Here is a 517-nt window from a genome sequence, read left to right on the forward strand (position 1 = left end):
TATCTGTTGCATCCATTACATGCTTTTTTCTCGAGCCTGATTCCAGTTTCTGGTTTGCCACCTGTTTACAATAACTGGTATTTTATCCAGTACTTTTACCGGGGTATCTTCAGCAAGGAGCACATCATGAGCGCACAGCACCCTACCGCAGCCAGAGGGATAGCCAGGGCCATTCGCCAGTTAACCGTGGGATATGTCAGAAAACGCCATGAGGACCGCAAAACGCGGGAGACGCGGCGCTACACCCGCCACGCGGCATTAAGCTTAAACGGCGACTGGCTGGAGCAGGCGGGGTTTCCGGTCGGCACGCAGGTCAGAGTCTCGGTGTCGCCCGGTAAATTAGTGATAGAGAATCTTGAGCTGGCAGCGCCGGGAACGGGGCTCCCTTCCGGCCAGTCGTGCGCCGGCGGAGAGCCCGGTTCGCCGCAGGGCTAGTCGTCCGCGGCCTCCAGCTGAGTAAAGCCGCCCTTGCCCTTCCAGCCTGCCAACTGCTGATACACCCGGGCAACGGCCTCTT

Annotated in this window: 1 protein-coding gene; it reads left to right on the forward strand. The window is 58.6% G+C overall.

The window, feature by feature from the left end; all coding sequences use genetic code 11:
- Positions 1–435, forward strand: a 435-nt coding sequence (locus PKE79_RS16790) for a SymE family type I addiction module toxin (protein WP_271174806.1), incomplete at its 5' end; no start/stop codon positions are given.
- Positions 436–517 lie beyond the last annotated feature (82 nt).

The organism is Microbacterium barkeri (genome assembly GCF_027921765.1).
In the GTDB taxonomy this organism is placed as follows: domain Bacteria; phylum Actinomycetota; class Actinomycetes; order Actinomycetales; family Microbacteriaceae; genus Microbacterium; species Microbacterium barkeri.